The 6,025-nt window shown below is 53.4% G+C and carries 8 protein-coding genes; 5 read left to right on the top strand and 3 right to left on the bottom strand.

All coding sequences use genetic code 11. The features are described 5' to 3' along the window. Positions 1-778: LysR substrate-binding domain-containing protein (locus tag AC2FI8_RS07460; RefSeq protein ID WP_496778163.1), on the bottom strand; the 778-nt coding region annotated here is incomplete at its 3' end. A gap of 93 nt (positions 779-871) precedes the next feature. Here AC2FI8_RS07460 and AC2FI8_RS07455 point away from each other — a divergent pair. Then, a complete protein-coding gene (locus tag AC2FI8_RS07455) occupies positions 872-1,609 on the top strand; it encodes an SDR family oxidoreductase (protein ID WP_496778161.1) in 738 nt (245 codons plus the stop codon). A 24-nt stretch (positions 1,610-1,633) separates the two neighbouring features. Here AC2FI8_RS07455 and AC2FI8_RS07450 read toward each other — a convergent pair whose 3' ends face one another. After that, on the bottom strand, positions 1,634-2,551 hold the full coding sequence (locus AC2FI8_RS07450) for an AraC family transcriptional regulator (RefSeq protein ID WP_496778158.1): 918 nt from the start codon (positions 2,549-2,551) through the stop codon (positions 1,634-1,636). 96 nt (positions 2,552-2,647) lie between these two features. Between AC2FI8_RS07450 and AC2FI8_RS07445 the strand changes: the two genes are divergently transcribed. Then, positions 2,648-3,397, top strand: coding sequence for an SDR family oxidoreductase (locus AC2FI8_RS07445; RefSeq protein WP_282027294.1), 750 nt, complete (start codon positions 2,648-2,650; stop codon positions 3,395-3,397). Between the two features lie 72 nt (positions 3,398-3,469). On the opposite strand, the gene AC2FI8_RS07440 is transcribed toward AC2FI8_RS07445, so the two are convergent. Next, on the bottom strand, positions 3,470-4,105 hold the full coding sequence (locus tag AC2FI8_RS07440) for a TetR/AcrR family transcriptional regulator (RefSeq protein WP_282027293.1): 636 nt from the start codon (positions 4,103-4,105) through the stop codon (positions 3,470-3,472). Positions 4,106-4,211: 106 nt separating this feature from the next. Here AC2FI8_RS07440 and AC2FI8_RS07435 point away from each other — a divergent pair, with 106 nt between their 5' ends. From AC2FI8_RS07435 to AC2FI8_RS07425, 3 genes are read left to right on the top strand one after another with little or no spacing between them, the layout of a single operon-like run. Further along, positions 4,212-4,673, top strand: coding sequence for a DMT family transporter (locus AC2FI8_RS07435; RefSeq protein WP_496778157.1), 462 nt, complete (start codon positions 4,212-4,214; stop codon positions 4,671-4,673). A 52-nt stretch (positions 4,674-4,725) separates the two neighbouring features. Further along, on the top strand, positions 4,726-5,187 hold the full coding sequence (locus AC2FI8_RS07430) for a nuclear transport factor 2 family protein (RefSeq protein WP_496778155.1): 462 nt from the start codon (positions 4,726-4,728) through the stop codon (positions 5,185-5,187). Continuing rightward, a complete protein-coding gene (locus AC2FI8_RS07425) occupies positions 5,180-6,016 on the top strand; it encodes an ergot alkaloid biosynthesis protein (protein WP_496778153.1) in 837 nt (278 codons plus the stop codon). Before AC2FI8_RS07430 ends, AC2FI8_RS07425 begins: the two co-directional genes overlap by 8 nt. Positions 6,017-6,025: the final 9 nt, after the last annotated feature.

Here is a 6,025-nt window from a genome sequence, read left to right as displayed (position 1 = left end):
TTGGCAGGACTTCTACAAGCCGTCCTGATTTAAGGTCTTCGGAAAACCGGTACATCGGTGCTTGCGCAAGGCCAAAACCATCTAGGGCCAATTGATGGACAGTATCTGCGTCATTGGCAATCACCGTTGCTGGCAATATGACCGTTTCAAGCTGCTTGCCCGTCCTGAACTCTAACGGCATTGTAGTGCCTGTTCGCGATGACAGAAAGCCAACCATTTTATGTCCTTCGAGATCTGCAACAGACTTTGGTACGCCGAATGCTGCAAGGTATTCGGGGCTGGCGCAGGTGACTTCGTCCATACTGCCAAGGCGTCGTGAGATCATGCTGCTGTCTTCTGGGTCTCCTGCACGGATGACGCAATCAACGCCTTCGCGTACCAGATTTACCAGCCGTTCTGTCTGTCCAAGCTGCAACGTGAGCTTTGGGTATTTCGTTAGAAATTCAGGTAAGTGCGGTAGTAAAAATTTCCGTGTCAAAGTGCCGGGCGCGTCAATGCGCAAAAGGCCGGATGGTTCATGCCCGCGCAAAGCCCCTTCAGCTTCTTCCAGATCAGCCAGAATTGACACACATCTTTGGTAGAAGGCGTCCCCATCTGGAGTTGGCGCGATGTGGCGGGTTGTGCGTTCAAGCAATCGGCTCCCCAGATCGCGCTCAAGTCGCTGGATTGCTTCACTGGCGGTTGATCTAGGAATGTTCAAATCAGCAGCGGCCTTCGTGAAGCTGCCGCGTTCCAGAATTCTGACGAAGAGTTTCAGGGTCTCAAGTCGATCAATCATTGTTCGCTATTTCCGAATTTTAATTCCAATTTTCTGGGAATTATCTGTACATTATGCCTGCCTATCTCCTCTGACAACACAAAGGAGCTTAACATGACACAACCATCCAAAACCGCAATTATCACTGGTGCCAGTAAGGGGATTGGTGCAGCCATCGCTCAACGCCTTGCGCAAGACGGCCACGCAATCGTTGTAAATTACTCAAGCGATAAAGCTGGTGCCAATCAGACCGTCGAAATGATCAGCAAAGGTGGCGGTCAAGCAATCGCGGTCCACAGCGATGTTGCTGCACCGTCTGGTATGAAACAGCTATTTGATACTGCCGAGCGGGAATTCGGCCCAGTCAGTACATTGGTCAACAACGCCGGAATCATGCGCCTAGGGCCACTTGGCACTTCATCCGATTCTGACTTTGACACACAAATCGCCATCAACATCGGCGGTGTGTTTCGCGGAATGCGAGAGGCGGCCAATCGCTTGGAAGACGGCGGTAGTATTGTCAGCATGTCGTCCAGCGTTGTTGGACTTTATCAGCCATCTTACGGCATTTACGCCGCGACCAAAGCGGCTGTAGAGGCCATGACACACGTACTCGCCAAAGAGCTTGGCCCACGCGGCATCACGGTGAATGCTGTGGCACCCGGGCCCGTCGAAACCGAATTCTTCTTGACGGGCAAACCAGACGGGGTGGTCGCAGCCATAAAGAAAATGAACCCATTTGGGCGACTTGGAACGCCAGAAGACATTGCTGCCACTGTTGCTTTTCTGGCTGGTCCAGATGGCCGCTGGATCAATGGGCAAACGCTCCGTGCCAACGGCGGCGTCATATAGCACACCATTCCTGTATTTGGGGCCTCAAAACGAGGCCCCATCCAACACGATTTCTTTTGCAAAACGTGCTGGCGGAAGGCCAATGTAGCGGGAAAATGCAGTGCTGAAGGCACTTGATGATCCGTATCCTATTTTGGTCGCGATCTCAGAGATACTGTGCCCGCCAGTGCGCAGCATGTGTTTTGCCAACGTCATGCGCCAATTCATCAAATACTCCATTGGAGGGCGTCCCATAATCAAGTCGAACCGTGTAAAGAATGCAGAGCGTGACAGCCCAGCTTCTTTTGCAAGTTCAGGAACTGTCCAATTGTGCGCAGGTGCGGCGTGCATTGCCCGCAAGGCGGGGCCAATGCGCAAATCGGCAAGGCCGCGCAACAGACCAGCCGTTGCGTTGGGGTCAGTGCCACATCGAAAAGCCTCGATTAACAACACTTGCAACAAGTGTTCGACAATCACATCCCGCGCCGGACGGTTCGCGCGTGCTTCATCACGCACTAGCCCGCTCAAAGCCTCCAGCCGCCCCTCGCCACGCACGACAACCAAATCTGGTAAAAGCGAGACCAACAAGTCGGCATCTGGGCTGGCAAAGGTGCAGTGGCCTATGAGTTGTTGCACCTCTGGCGGGGCGTCCGGTGGCCCAATTCTGAAAATACCGTCTTCGCCCTCGACGGGATGATTGAGCTGATCGTCAGGTGGTGGCGGATTAATGCTAGAAAACGTGAATGATTTGACGGCAGGGATCAGTACAAAGTCCCCAGCGGCCAGTTCAATGGGTTCTTTCTCGGCAATCTCCAGACAGGTACGACCGAACAGAACCGAGGCATAAAACGCCTCGTTCACGTCGTCGCGGCGCACTCGAAATGGGCCCGACGCATGGGACAGTTTCGAATATGCCGCCTGCGGATGCAGCAGGGAGATGATTTCAGAGAATGGATCAGTCAATTCTGGACTTTCGATAAGTATCTTTGGATTATGAATTATAGATCATCCAGCATCGACCGTCTACCTTGGACCCATCACCAAAAAGGAGACACCGCTATGAATACCGTACTGATTACAGGATGTTCGTCAGGCTTTGGCTTGGATACCGCCCGCTACTTCCTTGAAATGGGCTGGTCAGTTGTCGCGACCATGCGAACACCAGATGAAACGCTATTGCCTGCGTCCGAGCGCTTACGTGTTTTGCCCTTGAACATCTCAGATCGCAAAAGTATCGCCAATGCTGTCGAGGCTGCTGGCCCCATAGACGCATTAATCAACAATGCTGGTGTTGGCTGGTTGTCCCCATTTGAAGGCACATCTGAAGAAAATCTTCGACGCATTTTCGATACCAATACATTTGGCACATTGGAAATGACCCGCGCCGTGTTGCCCCAGATGCGCGCAAAGGGCGCTGGTGTGATCGTAAACGTGTCTTCCAGCGTGACGCTCAAACCCCTGCCGCTGGCTTCTGTCTACACCGCAAGCAAAGCAGCGGTGAATGCGTTCACCGAATGCCTCGCGCTGGAACTCAAACCCATGGGAATTCGGACGCATATCGTTTTGCCCGGCCAAGCTCCGACAACGAACTTTGGCTCAAACGCTATGGCTTTGATGGCAGAAAGAAACGACACGCCCGAGGACTATCAATCCTATGTCGGGCAAGTCATGGGTGCTTTCCGCGATGCTGATGGCAAAGAGTTCACCTACTCCGAAGATGTTGTGCAGGCAATTTGGAACGCTGTCACTGATCCCGATAGCCCATTGCGCATTCCAGCGGGCAAGGACTCTGTCGCTTTGGCTGCGTAAAACAGCAAGTCTTTCACAAAGGACGGGTTGGAGGGTTCGCCCCCCCCAACCCTTAGACGGAACGCACCGGCGTCAGGCCGATGCGTTTTCTTGTTCGGCAAACGCTCTGACAATGTTTGAGAACCTATTGATATCCTCGGAAGTTGCGGTTCGACGCTGCACGATGACACGCCAATACAGCGGGGCGATGAGCATATCCAATATCAATCCACGATCTGTTGCTTCTGGAAGCTCTTCGCGGGCTATTGCTCTGTCGATCATCACATTCGCCTGAGTGCGACGGTCAAGCGTGACCCGCTCCAACAAGTCATTCAACTCGTCAGAACGCGCGTTTTCAGCATGTAGGTCCGGCAGAATCCGTCTCACAAGTGGGTGACGTAGAGTGACCGCAAGCTTTCGTATCAATGCTGTGACGTCGCCTGCAAATGAACCTGTGTCTGGTATGGGGGTGATGCTGGTCGCTGTCGCGGCAACTGCTTCGGTCACAAGTTCAAACTTGGATTTACTGCGCCGATATAGTGCGGCTTTTCCAACGCCTGCGCGGGCAGCAATGTTCTTCATATGTAATGCAGAATATCCTGTTTCCGCCCATTCCTCAAACAAAGCTCGATAGATTGCAGTCGTAACAGAGTCCTGTAGCACAGCAGCGCCAGCCGGTTTCCGGCGTGTCTTTTTCTCCACCTCAACGTCGGAACCCTTGCGTTCCATCGTTACTTCTCCCATATAGGTCGGAACAGTAGTGTTCCATCGCACTTTGACGCAATCAACTCGACGCCGCAACCCTATCGATAACTTTTTCCGAAAGGCAGCAACAATGGACCTGAAAGTCGCCCTGTTCTGGCTCGCGCCACTATGCTGTGGCGCTTTGATTCCGATCCATGCTGGGATGAATGCAGAGCTTAGCCGAGCGACAGGCCACCCATTATGGGCAACACTACTTTCGTTTGGGGTGTCCTTTGTCTGCCTCATGATCGGGCTGGCATGGTTGCGCCCAACGCCGCCGACCGGAGCATCACTGCTTTTAGTTCCCCCGTGGGCTTGGATCGGCGGTGTGGTTGGCGTCGTTTATGTCATGGCGACTATGCTTCTGATCCCGCGTTTTGGGGCCGCAGCCTTCATCGCGGCAGTTGTTGCAGGGCAGATGACGATGGCGCTGTTCTTAGATCAAAACGGCCTGCTTGGTTACGCCGAACGTCCGGCTGACATGTACCGCGTCGCCGGGGCCCTACTGTCAATTGTCGGAGTGATTATCATGCAGTTCGGAAGCGAGGGCTGATCCACTTTCACACTCCATCCAACTCAAGAAGCTATGATAGAAAGGAAAAAACATGACTGACACAAATGTAATCCCAAGCTTTGGCGCGATGCTGCGTCTCGCACTTGGCGACGTGATCACTGCGGAGGCGGGTGAAGAATTTTTCGAAATGTGCGCCGAAGATATCCTGTTCGAAATGCCATTCGCGCCCAAAGATGCCGTTCGCGAGTTGCGTGGACTCGAAGCGTTACTCGCCTACCTGCCAAAAGCAGGTGAGTTGATCGCTTTTGAATCCATGAGCCTGGTCAACACCCATAAATCAACAGATGGCGAAACTTTCACTCTGGAGTTCACCTGTAAGGCCGCGAACGCCGAAACAGGCGCGCGATATGACCAGGATTTTATCTCGGTTGTTAGAGTCGAGAATGGCAGCATCATCCACTATCGCGACTACTGGAACCCGCTGATCTTGCTGAGCGCGGTTGGCAGCGCGGAGAAATTGAAGTCCCATTTCGAGGAGTTTCACAATGTCTAAGTCTATTCTTGTCACCGGCGGAACCGGCAAAACGGGCCGTCGCACCGTCGAACGGCTACGTGCCAAGGGATTTGCGCCCCGTATCGGAACACGTAGCCCTAAGGAAGCAGATGCCGTGCGGTTCGATTGGTCCGACGCATCAAGTTTTGGTGACGCATTCGAAAATGTAAGTGCCGTCTATTTGGTCGCACCGACCGATACAGTGGATTCCTTGGGTGCAATGCAGCCCGGTCTCGAAGCTGCGCTCACGGCAGGCGTCACGCGCTTTGTACTGCTCAGCGGGTCTTCGCTTGAAGAAGGCGGACCGATGATGGGCGCAGTTCATGCTTGGCTAAGGAGCAACGCACCCGAATGGGTTGTGCTGAGACCCGCATGGTTCATGCAGAACTTTTCTGAACTGCATCATCGTGATCCGATCCGCGATCAATCTTCGATTTACACCGCCACGGGTTCGGGACGCATCGGGTTTATTGATGCAGATGACATTGCCGCCACAGCTGCATCGGTGCTGGTCGCGCCATCTGTAGAAAACACCGATTACATCCTGACTGGCCCGGAAGCGATTTCCTATGATGTGGTCGCAGCGACGCTAAGCGAACAATTGAGCCGTCCTGTTGTACACAAAAAACTAACTGTCGATGAACTTGCAGAGCGGCATGAAAACATGGGCCTTCCGGCGGAGTACGCGTCCACGCTGGCCGCTATGGATGCTGCAATCGCGGGCGGTTCCGAAGATCGTGTCACTGACCACGTTTTGGAACTATCAGGCAAAAAACCGACATCTATTGCTGAGTTCGTGAAACGTAATCTTGCTGCTTGGAAAAGCTAATTGAGTCCC

The sequence above is a fragment of the Ruegeria sp. CDSB029 genome (assembly GCF_059611125.1).
Note: the sequence above shows the minus strand (reverse complement) of the source record. Positions and strands in the feature narration are given on the sequence as shown.